This is a genomic window from Ruegeria sp. N8 (assembly GCF_056531325.1).
Genome location: NZ_JBQFLQ010000001.1, coordinates 240,603 through 262,714 on the forward strand (window position 1 = coordinate 240,603; position 22,112 = coordinate 262,714).

The window sequence follows — 22,112 nt, forward strand, 5'->3', positions numbered from 1 at the left end:
ACCTACCAGCGTCCTCGGGCAACATTCCACATCAGTGACGCCCGCCGACGAATTTCGCCTTGCGCCAACGCACCGGCCGCAACGCGCTCGGGCTCTGCAATCGCTTTGCGCAACACCCAATCGGTCTGCCAACCTACATGCATCGCAGGGCATGCCTCGGGCGAAACACGCGATCTGTTCGCTCGTGCGGATTCTAAACGCTCCAACGCCGATCCCGCCAGCGCCTGCACCCCAGCAGGTGTCCCGTCCAACAATGGGATACGACCGCGTGCTTCAAGTTCTGGGATCGCCCGCAACCAGTTGGCAACGCCTACAGCATAACCAAAATCGCGCAGCAATTGCTCGTCGGCTTCACCCAAGGCTTGCGCCGAAGCGACCATCAGCGACCCTGCGCTTTGATACAGATAATTATCGAAATGCGCCTGATCCTCGAACGGGTCGCGGTAGATATCCCAGCGCCTTACAGCCACATATTCATCCAATGCGACAGCCAGATGTGGTGATAGAACGCGGGACAAGGGTGTGACGACCTCATGCCTGCGCACCGTGTTGCCTTCGGCAATCTCCTGCAACGCATCCCGCCACCATTGCAGACGCATCTCGGCAATCATGGTTTCCTGCGTGACCCAGGGCGCGCGCGCGACCTCGACATTCAGTGCATAGATCGGGAACAGAACAACCCGTGCGGCAACCGGAGCAGCCATCGCCGCCATGAACCGATCCGGATCGGCGCGATGCACCAGTGCCGCGCAGGCTTTTACGTCATCGTCAAAGGCAACGCTCACTCGGCCACCGCAGTCTGTCTTTCGCAATCACGCACCAGCTTCCACTGGATCGCATCCAGCAGCGCCTCGAACGAGGCATCGACTATGTTCGCGCTGACGCCAACGGTGGACCAGCGCCGCCCCTGCCCGTCTTCGCTGTCGATGATGACGCGAGTGACAGCCTCGGTCCCGCCTTGGGTGATACGCACCTTGAAATCCACCAGCCGCATATCGGACAGCACCTGCGAATATTGCCCCAGATCCTTGGCCAGCGCCTTGGCCAGCGCGTTCACCGGGCCGCGATCGCTGCCATCCTCATCCAGAGACTCGCTGACCGACAGCTTCTTTTCGCCGTCGACCTTCACCACGACCACGGCCTCGGACAGGCTAACCATCTTGTTATACTTGTTCTTGCGCCGCTCGACCGTGACCTTATAGCGCTTGACCTCGAAGAACTCTGGCAGTTGACCCAGCTCATCCCGCGCCAGCAATTCAAAACTGGCCTGCGCGGTGTCGTAGGAATAGCCCTCGGCCTCGCGCTGCTTAATCTTGTCAAGGATACGCCCTAGCGCCGGGTCGGCTTTTTCCACCGACAGCCCCGCCTCGGTCAGACGCTTGCGCAGGTTCGACTGGCCCGCCTGGTTCGACATCGGGATGATCCGCGCATTGCCGACCGCACCGGGGTCGATATGCTCATAGGTCGAGGGATCCTTGAGGATCGCACTGGCGTGCAACCCCGCCTTGTGGGCAAAGGCCGAGGCCCCCACATAGGCCGACTGCTTGCTGGGCACCCGGTTCAGGATATCGTCCAACATCCGGCTGATCCGCGTCAGCCCAGCCAGCGCCTGCGTGCTGACGCCGATGTCAAACTGCGAGGCATAGGGTTCTTTCAGCAACAAGGTCGGGATCAGAGCAGTCAGGTTCGCATTCCCACACCGTTCACCCAGCCCGTTCAGCGTGCCTTGTATCTGCCGCGCGCCTGCGTCGACAGCGGCCAGTGAACAGGCCACCGCGTTTTCGGTATCGTTATGCGTATGAATGCCCAACCGATCGCCAGGCAGTCCTGCGGCAATCACCTCAGACACGATGCGCGACACCTCGGCGGGCAGCGCACCGCCATTGGTATCGCACAGAACAACCCAGCGCGCGCCTGCGTCCAGCGCCGCCCGGCAGACTTCGACCGCATAGGCGGGATTGTCCTTGTAGCCGTCAAAGAAATGCTCGGCGTCAAACAGCGCCTCGCGCCCCTGCGCCACGATATGCGCGACCGAGGCGCGGACATTCTCAACATTCTCCTCCAGCGTGGTCCCCAACGCGTGGGTCACGTGGTAATCATGCGATTTTCCCACGAGACAGACGGCCTGCGTCCCCGCGTTCATAACAGCGGCCAAAACATCGTCATTTTCAGCCGAACGCCCCGACCGTTTGGTCATACCAAAGGCCGTCAACCGGGCCGAGGTCTTTGGTGCAACCTCGAAAAACGCGCTGTCGGTGGGGTTTGCACCAGGCCAGCCGCCCTCGATATAGTCCACACCCAGCTCATCCAGAGCCTTGGCGATCTGCACCTTTTCAGCGGTCGAGAACTGCACCCCTTGGGTCTGCTGCCCGTCGCGCAGCGTGGTGTCGTATAGATAAAGCCGTTCCTTCGACATTACACGCCCTCCAGCTTGGCAGCGTCAAACCCGGCCCCCGGCACAAGCTCCACACCGTCCTTGCTCATCCGCACTTCCAGCCCCGCCGTGACATAGGCCGCCTTCAGCCGGTCAACTTCCGAGAAGTCCTTGCTTTGCATCGCCTGGGCCCGCGCCTCGGCCAGACGCGCCGCATGGCCAGAAAGATCCGCTGAGCCCGTATCGGCCCAAGCGCCCATTTCAGGCTCCAACACCCCCAGAACCTGCGCACTGGCCAACAGGCCCGCTGCGTCACCCTCTGCCGCCAGACGGTGGAGTTCCGCGACAGCCCCCGCCGTGTTCAGGTCATCACTCAGCGCGGCGATCACCGAGGGGGCCGCGCTGGCGGCAGGCTCGATGCCCGCTGTCAGCGCTCGCCACTTGCGCAGCGTCGCCTCGGCCCCGCGGGCTTTCTTCTCTGTCCAGTCCATCGGCTTGCGGTAATGCGTCTGTAAGAAAACAAACCGGATCACCTCACCCGGAACGCCCTGATCCAGCAGATCATGTACGGTGAAGAAATTGCCCAAAGACTTGGACATCTTCTTGCCCTCAACCTGCAGCATCTCATTATGCAGCCAAACCCGCGCGAACTCGCCCTCGGGATGGGCGCAGCAGCTTTGCGCTATCTCGTTTTCATGATGCGGGAACATCAGGTCATTGCCGCCGCCGTGAATGTCAAAACTCTCTCCCAACAGCTCAAAGCTCATGGCCGAGCATTCGATATGCCACCCCGGACGCCCCCGTCCCCACGGGCTGTCCCAGCCGGGAAGCTCATCGCTCGAGGGTTTCCAAAGGACAAAATCCATAGGACTCTTCTTGTAGGGCGCAACCTCGACCCGCGCCCCTGCAATCATGTCATCAACCGACCGCCCCGAAAGAGCGCCATAACGCTCTTTCCAGCTGTCTACGGCGAACAGCACATGCCCCTCTGCAGCATAGGCGTGGCCTTTGTCGATCAGCCCTTCAATCATCGCGATCATCTGCGGAATATATTCAGTCGCACGCGGCATCTGGTTCGGCTCTAGTGCGCCCAACGCCCCCATATCATGCAGATACCAGTCGATCGTCTCATCCGAGCGTTCCTGCACCAATTGCTCCAACGTGCCCGGTGCGCCGGCCTTTTGACGCGCCAGGGCGGTCGCGTTGATCTTGTCATCCACGTCGGTAAAGTTACGCACATAATTCACGTGATCCGCCCCATAGGTGTGACGCAGTAACCGGTACAGCACGTCAAACACCACCACGGGCCGCGCATTGCCAAGATGGGCGCGGTCATAGACCGTCGGGCCACAGACATACATCCGCACATTATCAGCACTGATCGGCACGAAATCCTCTTTCGTCCGCGTCCGTGTGTTGTGCAGTTTGATCGTGGTCATCGGTCAGCTCCTAGGAACAACGTGGCGTCTCGCGTTGGCGCGGGCTTAGCAACTTGTCTCAGGGATGAAAACGAAAGAAACCGGCCCGCGTGATAAATCAGCAGGAAATGCAGCAGATAATGATGCAGTTCATCGGGTTCATAGGATGTGAGTATCACGCGCGCGCCACCACGCCAAGCCCCTGATTTCCGGCTCTGATCCGATTGACAATCGCAAGTCTCTCTGGCCCAACTCGCGTAAGACCGAGACGGAGACCGGCCATGAAACTGTCGCAGCGGATCACGCAGCTTACCCATGGCGGTAGCGACGGGTGGGGTGTGTTCTATCGCGCCCGCCGGATGATAAGTGAGGGACAAGCGGTTACCGAACTGACCATTGGTGAACATGACATTCGCACCGATCCGTCGATCTTGGCCGAGATGGAACAGTCTGCACGCCAAGGCCATACGGGCTACGCCATGGTGCCCGGCACCGAACTGCTGCGCGAGACGGTGGCCGCCCGCATTCAGACCCGCACCGGAGTCAATACAACCCGAGACAATATTCTGATCACGCCCGGAGGTCAGTCGGCCCTGTTCGCCGCGCATGTAGCCGTCTGTGACCCCGGTGATGTGGGCCTGTATCTCGACCCTTACTATGCCACCTATCCCGGCACGATCCGAGGGGCCGGAGCGGTTGCGCGTGTGGTTCAAACGACGGCAGAAGACGCGTTCCAACCACGGGCAGACAGGATCGACGCGGCGTCGGAGGGCGCTGTCTCACTTCTGATCAACTCGCCCAACAATCCCACTGGCATCGTTTATTCGCGCCAAACCCTGGAAGCCGTTGCGGAAGTCTGCCGCAGGCGCGACCTTTGGCTGATCTCGGACGAGGTCTATGACACCCAAGTGTGGGACGGCACGCATATCTCGCCCCGTGCACTGCCAGATATGCTCGCCCGCACGCTGGTAATCGGTTCGATGTCGAAATCCCACGCCATGACCGGATCTCGGTGCGGGTGGGTTGCCGGTCCTCCGGATGTGATCGAACACATGATCAATCTGGCCACGCACACGACATATGGCGTTCCTGGTTTCATTCAGGACGCTGCGGTTTTCGCGTTGAGCGCAGGCCCCGAGCTTGAGAACCGCATCGCCGCCCCTTTCCGCAGACGTCGCGAGCTGGCGATGGATATTCTGGCCGCGCAAAACACGGTCGGGTTGATTCCAGCCCAGGGCGCGATGTATCTGATGCTGGACATTCGCCCCACCGGCCTGAATGGCGAGGGATTTGCCAATGCCCTGCTGGATACACACGCGATTGCCGTCATGCCGGGCGAAAGTTTCGGCCAAGCCGCCGCAGGACATATCCGCGTTGCCATGACCATAGACGACGATCGTTTTACCGCCGCTTTGCGGACCATATGCTGCTTTGCAGCGGAGCTGAGTTCAGGGCGATAGTTGAATCAGAACCGGAACGTGGTGCGCAGGTTGAACACGTTAGAATCCAGCCCTCCTTCGGATTGGGTGGCATCGTCAAATTCCTGCCGCAACGCCTCACCACTGATGACGAACCGATCGTTGATCGGGTAAGCAACTCCAATGCCATAAACCGCAGCGGTGTCATCATCCGCCGAGGTCTCGGCCCGTGCAGCGCCAACCACGACATATCCCAATGCGGAGCCGAAATCGTACCCTCCGCGCAGCTTCAGCCGGGTCGTGCTGTCCAGACTGCCTTCATTTTGGCTTAACCCAAGGGACAGTCGGTTATATTCAAGCTCTCCGCCCAGAACGAAATTGCCGAAATCGAAATCATATCCGACATGCGGGCCAAAGCTGGTATCGCTTCCGCTTGACCCGTTGGACCCATCCGCATCCGCATAGCCAAAGCTGAAACCAGCATAGGCACCGCTCCAATCCTCAGCCGCAGCGGGGGCTGCGAGGGCCACCAAAATGGAGGCAAGGAATGCGCGGAACAGTTTCATCGCCTTGCGAAGGCCTTTCATAAAAAAATTTGAGTATTCTTCAGAGACTGGCACAGAACTGTATGCAAATGGTTAAAATTCAATTGAGATCACGAAAAGCTGTTAAACAAGTGACCGAAGTATAACAGATTTCCCGCAAAATGGGGTCTTTTCTTTACTTCACGTCACCTAAGCGATCTGACGACACGGATTGTTTCGCTTTTGACCCATCAGGTCGCAAACAGAACAGATTGCGACGTTTCGGATTGAAAGACTGAACGTCACGAAGCGAGGATCCGCATGCAAAGCGATGTTTGGAAAATCCGGTTGATCAGCCGTACAATCGGGGCGGATCGCGGTCGCGCGGCGCGGGGGCGTCCATTCGGGCGCTAATTGACGCCACCCTGTACGCTTTTCATCTATCGGATCCTGAAATGAACGACCAATCCCGTACATCCTCGCGCAGCGGCGGACGCGCCGCGCGCCGTGCTGCCCGCGCCACGGCCCTACCCGATCACCTGCGCCCAGTGCGCCCCGGCCTTGAGGGCGGTACGTATAAACCTCTGACCGCTCAACAGGTTGAGCAAATACACCAAGCCGCGCTGACAGCGCTGGAAACCATCGGACTTGCCGATGCACCGCAAAGCGGAATCGACTATCTGGTGGGCGCTGGCTGTACCTTGGGCGAGGACGGACGCATTCGGTTTCCGCGCGCACTGGTCGAGGATACGATCGCCAAGGCGAACCGCTCGGTAACCCTGCACAGCCGCGATGGGCAAACTGATCTGGAGCTGTCTGGTACCCGCGTCCACTATGGCACCGCAGGCGCCGCTGTCAGCATGGTCGATGTGGAGGGGCGAGAGTACCGCGATTCGACCGTGCAAGACCTGCACGACGCCGCACGCATCTGCCAGCAACTGGACAATATCCATTTTGTTCAACGCCCTATGGTGTGTCGTGACATCACCGACAATCTGGAAATGGATCTGAACACGGTCTATGCCGCTTGCTCCGGCACCTTCAAACATATCGGCACCTCGTTCACCGAACCTAGCCATGTAGCCCCCGCAGTGGAAATGCTGCACATGATTGCTGGCGGCGAGGACAAATGGCGTGAGCGGCCTTTCGTGTCGAATTCGAACTGTTTCGTAGTGCCTCCGATGAAATTCGCCACCGAAAGCTGCGAAGTGATGGAGGAATGTATCAAAGCTGGAATGCCGGTTCTGCTGCTCTCGGCCGGAATGGCGGGGGCGACCGCACCGTCGACTATCGCGGGAGCAATCGCTCAGGCGACGGCGGAATGTCTTGCAGGGTTGGTTTACGTAAATGCCGTAAGCCCTGGGGCCCCTGCGGTTTTTGGAACATGGCCATTTGGCTTGGACCTGCGCACAGGCGCGATGTCCATCGGGTCGGGCGAACAAGCGCTGCTGACCGCAGGCTGCGCCCAGATGCATCATTTCTACGATCTGCCGGGCGGTGCCGCCGCTGGTGCGTCAGATTCAAAATTGCCCGACATGCAGGCCGGATGGGAGCAGATGTGCTCGAACGTTATGGCCGGCCTGTCCGGGGTGAACATGGTCTATGAGGCCGCTGGTATGCACGCCTCCCTTCTTGGATTTTGCTTTGAAAGCCTTATCTTGGGGGACGATCTTATCGGTCAAGCGCAGCGCTGCGTGCGGGGGATCGAGGTTACGGACGAGACCCTTGCCCTTGATCAGATGGCCGAGGTCTGCATGGGCGGCCCCGGTCACTATCTGGGCACCGAAGCAACGCTCAGCCGGATGCAAGCCGATTACGTGTATCCGACCTATGGCGACCGAACGTCACCCAAAGAATGGGCCGAATTGGACAAGCCTGACCTGATCGCCAAGGCCACGGCCCGGAAAGAGGAAATCCTGTCCGCACCGTCACCCGCACGGTTCGATCCCATGCTGGACGCGGCGATTCGCGAGAAATTTAACATTCATTTGCCAACATAAGTATTTGAAAAAAAGGGGGCCGAGGCCCCCTTTAAGTTTCGCCATCCAGGCTCATCTCGTTGACCGCCCGGTGTTTTTTTGCCTGCGGCCTGGACTGCGCATGGGACGAGCGCACCCGTCCCGTGAGAGAGTGGGAAAGAGCAATATTCCGCCCCACCCTGTTCCCGGCCGACACGGGCATGTCGGCCGAGTGGAAAAAGGCATCGTAGGTAAGTCTCGGCGCCTTCTTCCGTTTTCGTCGGGACCGGGCATTCGGGGGAAAGCCCAGGTCCCTACACCCCGCCTGACGGGGCGTTTGCCTTAGCTACACCCGCTGGTCGCACCGCAGGTGTTGCATTTCATGCAGGTGCCGTTGCGCACCAGCGTGTAATTTCCACATTCACCACAGGGATCGCCCTCGTACCCTTGCATCTTGGCTTTGGTGCGAGCGTCCATGCCGGTCGCCACTGCAGTTTCAGCAGGCGCTTCGAACACGGCGGCAGGTTCCGCCATTCCGGTTGCATCCGCTTGCGGCGTGAACATGGCCAAATCCTGCGGCAACCGCTTGCGCAGATACCCGGTCGAGCTGATTTGCTTCAATACTTCCAATGACTTGGAGGCCGCGGTTTCACTGATTTCCGAGACGTTCGAGACACCTTCTTCCTCGCCCCGACCGATATCGTCGAAGGTCGCGCCTTCGGGCTTCACATGGGCCAGATCGGTGCGGTCCAGATAGCTGACAGCAAGCTCGCGGAAGATGTAGTCCAAGATCGACGTCGCGTTCTTGATCGAGTCGTTGCCCTGCACCATCCCCGCCGGTTCGAACTTGGTGAAGGTGAAGGCGTCCACGAACTCTTCCAGCGGCACGCCGTATTGCAGGCCGACCGAGACCGCGATGGCAAAGTTGTTCATCATCGCGCGGAAGCCAGCGCCTTCCTTGTGCATGTCGATGAAGATCTCACCCAACGAGCCATCCGAATACTCACCCGTCCGCAGATAGACCTTATGGCCGCCAACGATGGCTTTCTGAGTATAACCCTTCCGACGCTCGGGCATCTTTTCGCGGTGAGACCGGACGATTTCCTTGACGACGACCTTCTCGATGACCTTCTCGGCCAGCACGGCAGCTTTTTCGGCCGGTGTGCCGCTTTCCAGAACCTCGGCGGCCTCATCATCATCCTCAACCAATGCAGCGGCCAGAGGCTGAGACAGTTTCGAGCCGTCGCGGTACAGCGCGTTCGCCTTCACACCCAGCGACCACGACAACTCATATGCCTTCTGGCAGTCTTCGATGGTCGCGTCGTTCGGCATGTTGATCGTCTTGGAAATCGCGCCCGAGATGAAGCTCTGCGCCGCCGCCATCATGGTGATGTGGCTGTCAACCCCAAGGAAACGCTTACCTTTCTTGCCGCACGGGTTGGCGCAATCGAAGATGGAATAGTGTTCCTCTTTCAGGTGCGGCGCGCCTTCCAGTGTCATGGTTCCGCAGACGTGATCATTCGCCGCTTCGATATCCGCGCGGGTGAAACCCAAGTGACGCAGAAGGTCGAAAGTCGGGTCATTCAGCTTGGTGGCCGGGATGCCCAGAACGCCGGTGCAGAAATCCTCGCCCAATGTCCACTGGTTGAAGACGAACCGGATGTCGAACGCGCTTTCCAGTGCCGCATCCACCTTGGCCAGTTCATTCGGGCCGAACCCATGACCGGTAAGCGAGGTGTGGTTGATCCCCGGCGCGTTCCCGATGGTGCCGTGGCCGACCGCGTAGCCCACGATCTCTTCGATCTGAGACGAGGAATAGCCCAGCTTCTCCAGCGCCGAAGGCACCGAACGGTTGATGATCTTGAAGTAACCACCACCGGCCAGCTTCTTGAACTTGACCAGCGCAAAGTCCGGCTCAATCCCGGTGGTGTCGCAATCCATCACCAGACCGATGGTGCCGGTGGGGGCGATCACAGTGGCCTGCGCGTTGCGATAACCGTTCTTTTCACCCAGACTCAGCGCCTCATCCCAAGCGGACATGGCCAGATCGATCAAACGCTTGTCCGGGCAGTTGCCGTGGTCCAGAGGCACCGGCTTTACCGCCAGCTTCTCATAGCCCTCGGTCACACCTTGCGCAGCACGGCGGTGGTTGCGGATGACACGCAGCATATGATCGGCGTTCCGCTCATAGCCTTTGAACGCACCCAGCTCACCGGCAATTTCGGCAGAGGTCGCATAGGCCACACCTGTCATGATCGCGGTCAACGCGCCACAGATTGCCCGCCCCTCATCCGAGTCGTAGCTGTAGCCCATGTTCATCAGCAGACCGCCGATATTTGCAAAGCCCAGACCCAAGGTGCGGAAGTCATAAGACAGTTGCGCGATTTCCTTCGACGGGAACTGCGCCATGGTCACCGAGATTTCCAGCGTCAGCGTCCACAGGCGTGAGGCGTGCATGTAATCCGCCGCCTGGAACTCACCATCGTTGAGGAAGGTCAGCAGGTTCATCGACGCCAGGTTACAGGCCGTGTCATCTAGGAACATGTATTCCGAGCACGGGTTCGAGCCGCGGATCTCACCATCTTCTGGGCATGTGTGCCATTCATTGACCGTGTCGTGGAACTGAATGCCCGGATCGGCGCAGGCCCATGCCGCATGTCCAACCTTTTCCCACAGATCGCGGGCCTTAACGGTCTTTGCTACCTTACCATCTGTCCGGTTGATCAGCTCCCAATCGGCGTCTTTCTCAACGGCGGTCAGGAACGCGTTTGTCACCCGGATCGAGTTGTTTGAGTTCTGGCCCGAGACGGAGCTGTAGGCTTCTGAATCCCAGTCCGTATCATAGGTCGGGAATTCGATGCTGTCATGACCCTGCTTGGCATAATCCAGCACGCGCTTGATGTAAGTCTCGGGGATCGCGACCTTTTTGGCCTCGCGCACAGCCGTTTTCAGGCCGTCATTCTTGTTCGGATCATAAGCATCATCAGCGGCACCGTCCCAGCTGCGGATGGCCTCGAAAATGCCGTTCAGCATCTTCTCGTGCATCTTCGATCCGGCAACGATCGAGGCCACCTTCTGCTCTTCGATCACCTTCCATTCGATGAATTGCTCGATATCGGGATGATCTGCATCGACGATTACCATCTTTGCTGCTCGACGGGTTGTTCCGCCTGATTTGATCGCGCCAGCGGCGCGGTCGCCGATCTTGAGAAAGCCCATCAGGCCCGAAGACTTGCCGCCACCCGACAGCGCTTCGCCCTCAGCCCGCAGATGGCTGAAGTTTGTCCCGGTGCCCGAGCCATATTTGAACAGGCGCGCCTCGCGCACCCACAGATCCATGATGCCGCCTTCGTTCACCAGATCATCATCGACGGACTGGATGAAACACGCATGCGGCTGCGGGTGTTCGTAAGCGGATTTCGACTTGGTCAGCTTACCGGTTTTGTAGTCGACATAGTGATGCCCCTGCGCCGGGCCATCTATTCCGTAGGCCCAATGCAAGCCAGTGTTGAACCACTGCGGCGAGTTCGGCGCGGCACGCTGGGTGGCCAGCATGTAGCGCATCTCGTCAAAATAGGCGCGCGCGTCTTCCTCGGTCGAGAAATAGCCGCCCTTCCAACCCCAATAGGCCCATGCACCCGCCAGTCGGTCGAACACCTGTTTGGACGAAGTCTCACCTTCGAATTCCGCGCCATCCGCAGGGACCGAACGCCACAGGAATTCAGGTACATCCTTTTCTTTGACCTTCTTCAGCTTGGACGGAACACCAGCCTTGCGGAAATACTTCTGGGCGATGACATCACTTGCCACCTGGCTCCAGCTGGAGGGCACTTCGATATCATCCAGACGGAAAACAATCGTACCATCAGGGTTACGGATTTCTGACGTTGCCGAAACAAAGTCCAGCTCCGCATAAGCGTCTTGTCCTGATTTGGTGAATTTTCTGTCAATCTTCATGTCCGCCGCCCTAGATTCAATCACTTGTCCTTGTCGCCTCAAGTTCGAGAAAGCGAACCTTTGGCCGTGCCAGAAAATTGGGCGCAAGGAACCGGTCGCTGCCAATGGCAACGAAATTCCGTTTCAACGGTTGCACGTCTCTATGTTGTGCTTTCCGACCCTCGCCCTATGCCGCGCTCCGGATTTCCTACCAGATTTAGTGGCATCATATTCGGCCCATACAATCTGGCGTATTCGGCCATAGATCGTCAACGTCATTTTTCCGTCATTTTTGGAATCTTTTATATTGACCCAAGATCTCTCAAATGGCGCTGAACGGGGTGGGCCGATTCCTCCACAGGTTCATCCACGGGTTCAAATGGACCGGCGCAAAATTCTGCAGAACAATTAACCGTGATTTCCGGCACAGTTATCGGCATTTGATAAACCGAAGTTAAGATATCTAAACTCGAATAGAATCATCCCTGCGTTTGTTCGGCGCGAAAACAGCTTCGCCGACCAACGCAGCACGAAGTAAAGGTACGAGCAGAGATGTCGAAGATTGGAATCCTTCCCCTGATGGGACTGATCGTGGCCTGCACACCACAAGATGTGCCCCCTCCATCCCGCAGCGCGCAGTTTGAAACCTATCCCACGCGGCTGTTCGATACGTTCGAAGTCGGCTGTGATGGCCCTGGAGAAGATTTCAGGCGTGTCGGGAATCGCCTGTTCGAATGCACCGAGTTGCTGCCCCCCGAAACGACGGCCTTTCTGATTCTCAACTATGATGGTTACCCGCAGGATCTGCCCAAAAGCGTGATGCGCCTAACCTCGACCAAAAACTCCGGAGGATACCGCGTCGACGCTGAACTCTATTTCAACGTACCGCGCCAGAATGCGCCCGACATTCAGGTGCCCGTCGAAAGCGAACAATTGGACAAGGCCCTTACCGCGCTTTATCGCGCGATGGGCGGTGCTCCAGCTTGAAAGGAAGTGGTCGGGGCGGCAGGATTCGAACCTACGACCCCCTGTACCCAAAACAGGTGCGCTACCAGACTGCGCCACGCCCCGGACCGTGCGCCTTCCTAACGGGGCCGTTCTGATTTGAAAAGCCCTAACAGGGCCAAATTGCAGGACCTTGCGAAAAAACTTCGTGCTGCATCTGCGTGCCCGGTTCAATCAGGTAACGCCGCGCCAGCCCTGCGTTGATCTCCAACACGGCATAGACCGAATCACCGCCCTCAATCAGCGATAAATCACCGGGGATGGCATCACTATGCACATTCACGACCTCACCTGCGCGATTCACAAAAATCATATCCAGGGGAATCAGTGTGTTCTTCATCCAGAACGCGACCCGCTGCGGCGGATCGAAGATAAACAGCATCCCTGCCCGTTGCGGCATGGATTCCCGAAACATCAGACCGCGCGCACGTTCCTGCGGTGTCACGGCAAGTTCGATTTCGAAGCTGATCTGAGACTTTTCATTTTTCAGGTTCACGCGATCCGCGCTACAGGCCGCAAAGGCCGTTCCGGTCCATACCGATAGTATCGTCGCAGCAACCGAAAGAACCCTGATCATCATGCTCTAGCTATCAAGCGCGGATTCCCAGGCCAGAACCTGCGCGGCCATACGTCCACGTTTGCCATCGATCACCCGCATCGCCAAAGCCTCGCCCGGCTGCAAATCGGCCAAACCAGACCGGCGCAAAACCTCAATATGAAGAAACACGTCTTCGTCCCGACCGAACACATTGGCGAATCCAAATCCCTTGCCCTTGTCGAACCATTTTACGCGCGCAGCTTCCAATGGGGCTTCGGCTATGGCCACAGGGTCCAGCTCGGCGAAATCGGCAAGCATCATTGAGTCGGCGCGCGCCGGAGGATCTACGCTGATCACCTCGACCGCTTGAACACCGCGATCGGTGCGGTGCGTCATGATCTCAATGCCGGCACCATCCGCGACCGAGCTTTGGCCAAAATTCCGCAAGACATTTACATGCAACAGAATATCCGGGCCACCCTCATCGGACACAACAAAGCCATACCCCTTGGCAGGGTCGAACCATTTCACGTGTCCACGTACGCGGTACATGTTGTTCAGGTCGTCTGGCACAGTGTTCCTATCGCGCGTTTTAATAATTCGTTAAGGTTTTGATGTGTATGGGATTGCCCCACGATTTCAAGCTGAAAAAACCCTTTAAACTCCGAGTGTTGCATTTCGCGGCACGTGAATGTCATGGATTCAGCCTCTGTATCTGCCACTCAGTCTCTGCGTTTTCACGCCGCCACTGGAACCGATCATGCAAACGGAAGGCTCCGTCAGCCCAGAATTCGATCTCTGTCGGCTCCAACCGGTATCCACCCCAAAACGGTGGACGCGGTGGATTCGGCCCCAGCTTTGCGGTCACCTTTGCAACCTCAGCCATCAGAGCCGTCCGGCTGCTGAGCGGCTGTGACTGTTTCGACGCCCATGCACCCAACCGGCTTTTTAGGGATCGGGACGCATAATATTCATCCGCTTGTGGTCCGTTTTCCCGAGTTATTGTACCACGAACTCGGATTTGACGCCGCAAAGATTTCCAATGCATCACAAAAGCAGCTTTCCCGGCACTGTCCAACTCGGCCGCCTTGGTACTTTCGTAATTTGTGTAGAACACAAAGGCCTGAGCCTCGATCTCTTTCAGCAAGACCATCCGCACGTTTGGCATACCTGTCGAATCCACGGTTGCCAGGGCAATCGCGTTCGGATCGTTCGGTTCACTGTCCCTGGCGTCGTCCAGCCACCGCGCCGCTATTTCAAACGGATCGGTACCGGCGAAAATGCCGTCTCGTTCGCTCATTTCCATCCCCTGGAAACTCTTAATGTTCACCCTAGGGCGAGAACCCGCCACGGGCAAGAGCACACGGCCTTGATGCAGGCCATCCAATGGCATAAACCATCCCAACATAATGCGAAGGACAGGCGGAGAACCGAACATGTCAAATCAGTTGATGGCCGGCAAGCGCGGCCTCATCATGGGACTGGCGAATGACAAATCAATCGCATGGGGGATTGCCCGCGCATTGTCTGACGCAGGGGCCGAACTTGCGTTCTCGTATCAAGGCGATGCGCTGAAAAAGCGGGTGGACCCGCTGGCCGCTCAATTGGGCAGTGAAATCGTCCTGCCCTGCGACGTCAGCGACGAAGAGTCGATTGACGAACTATTCAACTCGCTTTCGCAGAAATGGGGACATTTGGATTTTGTCGTCCACGCCATCGGCTTTTCCGACAAAAACGAGTTGCGCGGCCGCTACGTTGATACTTCGCGCGCCAATTTCAAACTGACCATGGATGTCTCGGTCTATTCCTTCACCGCAGTAATGCAGCGGGCCGAGAAGATGATGACCAATGGCGGCAGCGCGGTCACGCTGACCTACTACGGCGCAGAACAAGTCATGCCCCACTACAACGTCATGGGTGTGGCCAAGGCGGCGCTTGAGGCCTCGGTCAAATACCTGGCCGAAGATCTTGGCAAAGACGGCATTCGCGTGAACGCGATCTCGGCCGGCCCGATCAAGACGCTGGCAGCCAGCGGGATCGGTGATTTCCGCTATATCATGAAATGGAACGAATATAACTCGCCCCTGCGCCGCAACGTGACCATTGATGACGTCGGCAACTCAGCCCTCTATCTGCTGTCTGACCTCAGCGGAGGCGTAACCGGTGAGAATCTGCACGTGGATTCAGGTTATCACATCGTCGGCATGAAGGCCGTTGACGCACCAGACGTTGAAAAAGGTTAATATCCATGAGCGCCAAGGACCGCCTGCCCCACGAAAAAGGCTTTCACATCAGTTGGGATCAGATTCACCGCGACTCGCGCGCTCTGGCCTGGCGTCTGGACGGGCAAGGCCCCGAAGATGGTGCCTGGCGCGCCGTTGTCGCCATCACGCGCGGCGGCATGGCCCCGGCGATGATTGTCAGCCGTGAGTTGGACATCCGCACCGTCGACACGATCAGCGTCCGCTCTTACCACCATCAGGAACAAGGCGAAGCCGAAGTTCTGAAGGCCCCGGACGCCGGCCTGATGGGCGACGGCACCGGCGTATTGATCATCGATGACCTGGTCGACAGCGGCAAAACCCTGGAACTGGTCCGGGACATGTACCCCAAGGCGCATTTTGCCACTGTCTATGCCAAACCCAAAGGCCGCCCGATGGTTGATACTTTCATCACCGAAGTCAGCCAGGACACATGGATATTCTTCCCATGGGATATGGCCCTGCAATATGTCGAACCCTACCGGGGCACCGACTGATCCTTCTTCTGTTCAAAAACACCTCGGAGCGCGAGGCAGAGCCTCGCAAAAAATGATCCGCCATGCCCCAAACCCGTACCCGCGCCACCTTCCCCCCTCCGGTGATGGAGGCGCGCCGCTGGCTTGAGGGCGTGGACTTCACTCAAGACCGTCCTCTGATAAATGTCAGCCAAGCAGCCCCGGTCGATCCGCCGCCGCTTGCCTTGCGTCAGGCCATGGCCGAGTTTGCCGTTAGTGAAGACAGCGCACATCTCTACGGGCCCGTGCTTGGAAACCCCGAACTCCGGGCCGAACTTGCCCAACAAATCGGCACCCATTACGGCGCGGACCTTTCGCAAGATCAGGTCGCCATCACTTCGGGTTGCAATCAGGCTTTCGCCGCCACTATCTCGGCCATCACCGACGAAGGGGATGAGGTCATTCTACCAACCCCATGGTACTTCAACCATAAAATGTGGCTGGATATGGCAGGGGTACGCAGCATCGCGTTGCAAACCGGGGACGATTTGCTCCCCGACCCCGAGGCTGCGCGCGCGCTGATTACTGATAAAACACGTGCGATTGCTCTGGTGACGCCGAACAATCCGGGTGGCGTCGAATACCCGGCGGAACTGGTCCGCGCCTTTTACGATCTGGCGCAAGAGGCCGGAATTCGCCTGCTGGTCGATGAAACCTACCGTGATTTCGACAGCCGCAGCGGCCCGCCCCACGACTTGTTCCAACAACCCGGTTGGGACGAGACGCTGGTGCATCTCTATTCCTTTTCGAAATCCTACCGTCTGACCGGCCACAGGGTCGGCGCAATCGCGACCAGCCCAAACCTTCTGGCCGAGATCGAAAAATTCCTCGACACCGTCGCCATCTGCCCCGGTCAGATGGGTCAATTCGCGGCCCTTTGGGGAATGCAGAACCTGTCGCAATGGGTCGCCGGAGAACGGGATGAGATTCTCGACAGACGCGCCGCCATTCAGGACATGTTGCCCGATCTTGCGGAAAAGGGGTGGAAACTTCTGGGGCTAGGCGCTTATTTCGCCTATTTCGAACACCCGTTCGACTTGCCCTCGGACGAGTTGGCCAAACGCATGGTGGCCGAAACCGGCATCCTGCTTTTGCCCGGCACCATGTTCATGCCGCAGGACGATCCAGCCGGCAAGCGGCAGGTCCGCATCGCCTTTGCCAATCTAGACCGCAAAGGCTTGCGCCAATTGTTCGATCGGCTGACCGACGCTACCTTCTGAGCTTGCCCCCCGCCGGTCCGCGTCGTATTCAAGGCCGCAACCGACAGGGCAGCAATCTGCCACAAAACCACAAATGAGGGCACCATGGCCGCAGGCATGAAAAACCTTTCAAAGACCTTTGTCTGGATCCTGATGGGTCTTTTGATGCTGGGCCTTGCCGGGTTCGGGGCCACAAGCCTGACCGGAACCGCGCGCAGTGTCGCGCAGGTAGGCAACGAAGATATCTCGATCAACGATTATGTGCGTGAGCTTCAACGCGAAATCCGCGCCGTCGAAAGTCAGACCGGGCAACCGATGCAAATCTCGCAGGCGCATGAGTTCGGGCTGGACCAGCTTGCCCTCTCGCGCCTGACCGCGCTTGCCGCGCTGGATAATGAGGTCGGTCTGCTGGGCCTTTCGATCGGGGATGAGAACCTGCAGAAGGAAATTCTGGCCATCCCGGCCTTTCAGGGGGTGGATGGAAGTTTCGACCGCGACTCGTATGAGTTTCAGCTTGATCAGGTTGGCCTGACCGACAGCGAATTCGAATCCGATCTGCGCAAGGAATCTGCACGCACCATCGTGCAGGGCGCGATCATGGGCGGCGTCGAGATGCCCCAGACCCTGACAGATGTGATGACCAATTTCGTCGGCGCGCGACGCAGCTTTACTGTTGCGACCGTCAGCCCGGACGCCCTGTCTGAGCCAATCGGACAGCCCACCGATGCGCAGGTTCAAACTTTTTACGACGACAATGCCGACCTTTTCACCCTGCCCCGCACCAAGCGGCTGACCTATGCAATACTGTCACCCGACATGCTGCTGGACAGCGTTGAGGTGGATGAGGACGCGGTGCGCCGCCTCTATGATCAGCGCTCGGAGGAATTCCAACAGCCCGCGCGACGTTTGGTCGAACGTCTGCCATTTTCGGACGAGGCCGCTGCCGAGACTGCCATGGCGCAAATCGCTGTCGGCGGCACAACGTTCGAAACTCTGGTGCGCGACCGCGATCTTGAACTCAGTGATGTCGATCTGGGTGACGTGACCCGGGACGATATTGGCGACGCGGCCGACGGCGTATTTGCCGCCGAACTGGACGATGTTGTTGGCCCCCTTCCGTCGCCTCTGGGCCCGGCACTGTTCCGCATCAACGGCACGCTGGCGGAAAACATCATTGCGTTCGAAGACGCCGCTCCAATTTTGCGTGAAGAACTGGCCGCTGACCGTGCCCGCCGCCAGATCGAGGCGCAAGCCGAAGACATCAACGACCTGCTGGCGGGTGGTGCCACCTTGGAAGAGCTGGTGGGCGAGACTGAGATGGAACTGGGCCAGATCGACTGGACTCGCCAAAGCGAAGATGGCGTGGCCGCTTATGACGGGTTCCGCGTTGCCGCACAGGACGTGATCGAAGGCGATTTCCCCGAAGTTGCGTTCCTTGAGGACGGCTCAATCTTTGCCCTGCGACTGGACGAAGTTCTACCCCGCCGCCCGGAACCGCTGGACAGCGCCCGTGATCGCGTGATTGGCGCTTGGGTGCAGGCAGAGACGGACAAGGCGCTGGAAGAGCAGGCCAAAACCGTTCTTGCACAGCTTGAGAGCAATGGCGATTTCACTGAAACTGGCCTGCCCTTCCGCGTGGAAAACGCCCTGACCCGGACCGCTTTTCTGGATGACGTTCCCGCAACCTTCATGTCGGACGTGTTTGACATGGAACTGGATGAGTTGCGCGTGATCCCTGGCACTGGTTCTGCCTTTGTTGTGCGGCTCGAAGAGCTTTTGCCGCCTGATGAGACAGACGAGTTGCGTCAGGCACGCGAAGCCCTTGCGGCGCAGTTGAACCAAGCTCTGGCTCAGAATATTTTCGACGCCTATGTCCGTGACGCGCAGGTTCGCGCCCGTCCCGTCGTGGATCAACAGGCCCTGAACGCTGTCCAAGCGAGCTACTAAGAGACCCCTATGGCCTTGACTCCTGAATACGACAGCTTCGCCCGCGCCTATGAGGCAGGCGAGAACCAGGTCGTTTACACCCGATTGGCCGCTGATCTGGATACGCCGGTGTCGCTGATGCTCAAGCTGACGGGCGCGCAGAAAGACGCGTTCATGCTGGAATCAGTGACAGGCGGCGAGGTGCGCGGCCGGTACTCGATCATCGGAATGAAGCCCGATCTGATCTGGCGTTGCCGGGGGGAAGCGTCCGAACTGAACCGTTCCGCCCGCTTCGACCCCGAAGCTTTCGATCCGCAAACCGGCAATCCCATGGACAACCTGCGGGCATTGCTGGCCGAAAGCCGGATCGACCTGCCCGATGATCTGCCGCAGGCCGCTGCCGGGCTGTTTGGATATCTGGGCTATGACATGGTGCGGCTGGTGGAATACCTGCCCAATGTGAACCCTGATCCTCTTGGGCTGCCTGATGCGGTGATGCTGCGCCCGTCAGTCGTAGCTGTGCTGGACGGCGTCAAGGGCGAGGTTACGGTTGTTTCTCCCGCCTGGGTCAGCGAAGGGCAATCGGCCAAAGCGGCCTATGCACAGGCCGCCGAGCGTGTCATGGACGCCGTGCGGGATCTGGAACGCGCCATGCCTGCTGAATCGCGCGATCTTGGCGATGCATCGGAAGTCGCGACTCCGCAGTCGAACTTCACCAAGTCCGGCTACATGGAAGCGGTTGAAAAAGCCAAGGAATACATCCGCGCGGGCGATATCTTTCAGGTCGTCCCGGCGCAGCGCTGGACGCAGGATTTCCCCCAGCCGCCCTTTGCGCTCTACCGTTCGTTGCGTCGGACCAACCCGTCGCCCTTCATGTTTTATTTCAACTTCGGCGGATTTCAGGTCGTTGGCGCCAGCCCAGAAATTCTGGTGCGCGTCTTCGGCAATGAGGTCACGATCCGTCCCATCGCTGGCACCCGCCCGCGGGGTGCGACGCCCGAAGAGGACAAGGCGAATGAGGTCGACCTGCTGGCCGACAAGAAAGAACTGGCCGAGCATCTGATGCTGCTGGATCTGGGCCGCAACGATACGGGGCGCGTGTCCAAGATTGGCACTGTCCGCCCGACCGAAGAGTTCATCATCGAACGCTACAGCCACGTGATGCACATCGTCTCGAACGTGGTCGGAGAGCTGGCCGACGACAAAGACGCGCTGGACGCCTTCTTTGCCGGTATGCCCGCCGGGACCGTCTCAGGCGCACCGAAAGTGCGGGCGATGGAGATCATTGATGAGCTGGAACCCGAAAAGCGCGGTATCTATGGCGGCGGTGTCGGCTATTTCAGCGCGGGGGGCGACATGGATATGTGTATCGCCCTGCGCACAGCCATCGTGAAGGATCAAAAGCTTTACATCCAAGCCGGGGGCGGTGTGGTCTATGACAGCGACCCTGAGGCCGAGTTCATGGAAACAGTCCATAAATCCAACGCCATCCGCCGCGCTGCTGAGGATGCGGCGCGCTTCACCGGTTCGGGCAATAGCTGAAAATAGGCGCAGTTAACGCGCCTATTGAACCTGTCGCTTCATCACGGCCGAGATCGGTGCCATTGTCACGCGACCGCCACGATCCTCCAATCCCCAAACCAACAATGCCGAGATCGTGTCGGGGCGCAAACGACCCAACATCACAACCGAACCTTCTTGCCCGGCCCGAAAGGCCGCTTGATCCAGAAAGCGACGCATCACTTTCGGCTCCTGACGCGCACCGTCGATATCACGGAAGATTACGCTGGACGGAATGCCATTCCGCGCGGCCAGTTTCTGCACCGTGTTCAACCCATTGTCTTGAGTGATCAACCCACGACCAGTGCCGCCTGCGATAGCCGCAACTTGATCAGCCAGCTTGCGGTTGCCCTGAATCCCCGTATCGACCCCTTCAAGGATGCCAACCGTTTCAGGTAGCATATCCAGCCATACAGACAGCGAGACCTCGGCATCCTGCGCGCTGGCTTCTTTGGGCAGGTCCGCCATCGCCAGAACCTCAAATCCTGCCGCGCGGTAACGGGCCATCTTTTCCGCAGCTTCGGGGTCGGACGGGCTGATGGCAAAGCTGATCGGATAAGGGAAGTCCTGCAACGCTTCGGCCCCATACGCGCCTTCGTCATCGATCAGAATGATCGACATCAGTGGCACCGAGCCGGGTTGGTCGAATTCGGCGGCATAAGCCTCGATCGGCTTGTTAGAAACTGGGGCCGCGTCGGCAGTTTCATCAACGGGTTCACCGCCGTCTCGCTCGGTCAGGGGAACAACGCGCCGGCCGACGCCCTGCGTCCCCTCGGTGGCCTGATCGGCCCCGATCTGTGGCACAGCGGCAATACGCGGCAGGGTACGGGGCGGTTCTTCATCCTTCGGCTCAACCGCAACGGGGTCTTGCGTTTCCGGTTCCGGCTCAACTGCGGCCACCTCGGGCAGCGGCTCGGAAACCGGAGTGTCTTCCGCTGGCGCAACCTCTTCCACAACCACCTCTTCGACAGGGGCCGGAGGTGTCGGAGCCTCCTCAATAACAGCAGGCACGTCTTCGGCCAGCGGAGCCTCGGCCAGCGCTTCAGGAACTTGAGGAGAGGTCGGAGCCTGTGGGGCAACAGGAGCTTCAGTTGCAATGGCCACGTCGGTGGTTTCAACCTGCTCGGCGCTGTCCACCTGAACGGCGGTCTCATTCACTTCGGGGACAGTGTTCGGCGCGTTTTCAACTTCGGACAGCCCCGCCACAGTGTCGGGCGCATCCGCCGGGGCCGGATCAGGGGCAGGCAGCGTTAAAACATCGGCATCGGCGATCGTACCAACCTCGGCCTCGGTCACTTGCGCGGCTTCGATTTCGGCCGGTTCAGGGGCTTTTTCAACCACCTCCGGTTTTCGCGTCAGGGGGGTATTCAGCGACAACGCCGCGCCCAGCAGCAATACAACGACCGCACCTGCGATCATTCCACCCACAAATCCGCCCATAATAATTGCCTCTCGTCCAATTCCTGCGTCGACTGTCAAT

General features: G+C 58.9%; 17 protein-coding genes and 1 tRNA gene. 8 read left to right on the forward strand and 10 right to left on the reverse strand.

Translation table 11 applies throughout. The annotated features are described in order from the left end of the window. Positions 1–2: 2 nt before the first annotated feature. Genes ACR0C5_RS01260 through cysS form a run of 3 tightly spaced genes read right to left on the reverse strand, consistent with a single transcriptional unit; the run spans position 3 to position 3,813 of the window. Positions 3–785, reverse strand: coding sequence for a squalene/phytoene synthase family protein (locus ACR0C5_RS01260; protein ID WP_480873956.1), 783 nt, complete (start codon positions 783–785; stop codon positions 3–5). Beyond that, entirely contained in the window at positions 782–2,416 is a 1,635-nt protein-coding gene (gene cimA, locus ACR0C5_RS01265; RefSeq protein WP_480873959.1) for a citramalate synthase, read from the reverse strand. The genes ACR0C5_RS01260 and cimA overlap by 4 nt, the downstream gene beginning before the upstream one ends. After that, positions 2,416–3,813 carry a cysteine--tRNA ligase gene (gene cysS, locus ACR0C5_RS01270; RefSeq protein ID WP_480873962.1) on the reverse strand — a complete coding sequence of 466 codons (1,398 nt, stop codon included), beginning with the start codon at positions 3,811–3,813 and terminating at the stop codon, positions 2,416–2,418. The genes cimA and cysS overlap by 1 nt, the downstream gene beginning before the upstream one ends. Positions 3,814–4,073: 260 nt before the next feature. Between cysS and ACR0C5_RS01275 the strand changes: the two genes are divergently transcribed. Then, positions 4,074–5,252, forward strand: a complete 1,179-nt coding sequence (locus ACR0C5_RS01275; RefSeq protein ID WP_480873965.1) for a pyridoxal phosphate-dependent aminotransferase — start codon at positions 4,074–4,076, stop codon at positions 5,250–5,252. A 5-nt stretch (positions 5,253–5,257) separates the two neighbouring features. Here ACR0C5_RS01275 and ACR0C5_RS01280 read toward each other — a convergent pair whose 3' ends face one another. Then, entirely contained in the window at positions 5,258–5,797 is a 540-nt protein-coding gene (locus tag ACR0C5_RS01280; RefSeq protein WP_480873966.1) for an outer membrane protein, read from the reverse strand. A 392-nt stretch (positions 5,798–6,189) separates the two neighbouring features. On the opposite strand from ACR0C5_RS01280, the gene ACR0C5_RS01285 reads away from it, so the two are divergent. Next, the gene (locus ACR0C5_RS01285; protein WP_480502413.1) at positions 6,190–7,734 is read left to right on the forward strand and encodes a trimethylamine methyltransferase family protein; all 1,545 of its coding nucleotides are present in this window, start codon (positions 6,190–6,192) and stop codon (positions 7,732–7,734) included. Between the two features lie 300 nt (positions 7,735–8,034). Here the strand turns inward: ACR0C5_RS01285 and ACR0C5_RS01290 are convergent, their stop codons facing one another. After that, positions 8,035–11,649: a vitamin B12-dependent ribonucleotide reductase gene (locus ACR0C5_RS01290; RefSeq protein WP_480873969.1), complete on the reverse strand. Its 3,615-nt coding sequence runs from the start codon at positions 11,647–11,649 to the stop codon at positions 8,035–8,037. 531 nt (positions 11,650–12,180) lie between these two features. Here ACR0C5_RS01290 and ACR0C5_RS01295 point away from each other — a divergent pair. Beyond that, a complete protein-coding gene (locus ACR0C5_RS01295; RefSeq protein WP_170774202.1) occupies positions 12,181–12,615 on the forward strand; it encodes a hypothetical protein in 435 nt (144 codons plus the stop codon). 7 nt (positions 12,616–12,622) lie between these two features. Here the strand turns inward: ACR0C5_RS01295 and ACR0C5_RS01300 are convergent. From ACR0C5_RS01300 to pdxH, 4 genes are all read right to left on the reverse strand, one after another. Then, a tRNA-Pro gene (locus tag ACR0C5_RS01300) sits at positions 12,623–12,699 on the reverse strand. 43 nt (positions 12,700–12,742) lie between these two features. Then, a complete protein-coding gene (locus ACR0C5_RS01305) occupies positions 12,743–13,210 on the reverse strand; it encodes a DUF192 domain-containing protein (RefSeq protein ID WP_480873972.1) in 468 nt (155 codons plus the stop codon). Positions 13,211–13,216: 6 nt separating this feature from the next. Then, positions 13,217–13,723, reverse strand: a complete 507-nt coding sequence (locus tag ACR0C5_RS01310) for a cold-shock protein (protein WP_174819482.1) — start codon at positions 13,721–13,723, stop codon at positions 13,217–13,219. 142 nt (positions 13,724–13,865) lie between these two features. Further along, positions 13,866–14,471 (reverse strand): pyridoxamine 5'-phosphate oxidase, encoded by a 606-nt coding sequence (gene pdxH, locus ACR0C5_RS01315; protein WP_170788637.1) that lies wholly within the window; start codon positions 14,469–14,471, stop codon positions 13,866–13,868. A gap of 136 nt (positions 14,472–14,607) precedes the next feature. On the opposite strand from pdxH, the gene fabI reads away from it, so the two are divergent. From fabI to trpE, 5 genes are all read left to right on the forward strand, one after another. Continuing rightward, on the forward strand, positions 14,608–15,414 hold the full coding sequence (fabI, locus tag ACR0C5_RS01320; RefSeq protein ID WP_170774209.1) for an enoyl-ACP reductase FabI: 807 nt from the start codon (positions 14,608–14,610) through the stop codon (positions 15,412–15,414). Between the two features lie 5 nt (positions 15,415–15,419). Beyond that, entirely contained in the window at positions 15,420–15,929 is a 510-nt protein-coding gene (gene gpt, locus ACR0C5_RS01325) for a xanthine phosphoribosyltransferase (protein WP_170774211.1), read from the forward strand. Between the two features lie 62 nt (positions 15,930–15,991). Beyond that, positions 15,992–17,167 carry an aminotransferase gene (locus ACR0C5_RS01330; RefSeq protein ID WP_480873976.1) on the forward strand — a complete coding sequence of 392 codons (1,176 nt, stop codon included), beginning with the start codon at positions 15,992–15,994 and terminating at the stop codon, positions 17,165–17,167. 84 nt (positions 17,168–17,251) lie between these two features. Then, positions 17,252–19,093 (forward strand): peptidyl-prolyl cis-trans isomerase, encoded by a 1,842-nt coding sequence (locus ACR0C5_RS01335; protein WP_480873979.1) that lies wholly within the window; start codon positions 17,252–17,254, stop codon positions 19,091–19,093. A 9-nt stretch (positions 19,094–19,102) separates the two neighbouring features. Next, positions 19,103–20,614, forward strand: coding sequence for an anthranilate synthase component I (gene trpE, locus ACR0C5_RS01340; RefSeq protein ID WP_170782456.1), 1,512 nt, complete (start codon positions 19,103–19,105; stop codon positions 20,612–20,614). 21 nt (positions 20,615–20,635) lie between these two features. On the opposite strand, the gene ACR0C5_RS01345 is transcribed toward trpE, so the two are convergent. Then, positions 20,636–22,072, reverse strand: coding sequence for a divergent polysaccharide deacetylase family protein (locus ACR0C5_RS01345; protein WP_480873982.1), 1,437 nt, complete (start codon positions 22,070–22,072; stop codon positions 20,636–20,638). Between the last annotated feature and the right edge of the window lie 40 nt (positions 22,073–22,112).